Below are 382 nucleotides of genomic sequence, written 5' to 3' on the forward strand. Positions count from 1 at the left end.
CTTAAGCTCACACTCGGTGCAGTCACTTGCGTATCTAAAGTGAATTTAATCTCTGTCCGATCCGAAACATTACCAGCCTTGTCGGTTTGACGTACGCTGATGCTGTTCTCACCTTCCTGAGCGATAGGTTTTGTGGTAGCCCAGCTCACACCGCCATCAGTACTGTATTCAACGGTCGCACCATCTTCAATACCCGAAACAGTGTAGTCACCCTTATTGGTGATGCCGTCTTTATTATCACTGCCACTGTCGATGTTTAAGCTCACACTCGGTGCAGTCACTTGCGTATCTAAAGTGAATTTAATCTCTGTCCGATCCGAAACATTACCAGCTTTGTCGGTTTGACGTACGCTGATGCTGTTCTCACTTTCTTGCGCAACCG

General features: G+C 47.1%; 1 protein-coding gene. It reads right to left on the bottom strand.

Going from position 1 to position 382, the window contains the following annotated elements; translation table 11 throughout:
* Positions 1-382, bottom strand: a 382-nt coding sequence (locus tag EXE10_RS21665) for an Ig-like domain-containing protein (protein ID WP_165383069.1), incomplete at both ends; no start/stop codon positions are given.

This window comes from Acinetobacter sp. WCHAc060033 (assembly GCF_004209125.1).
In the GTDB taxonomy this organism is placed as follows: domain Bacteria; phylum Pseudomonadota; class Gammaproteobacteria; order Pseudomonadales; family Moraxellaceae; genus Acinetobacter; species Acinetobacter wuhouensis.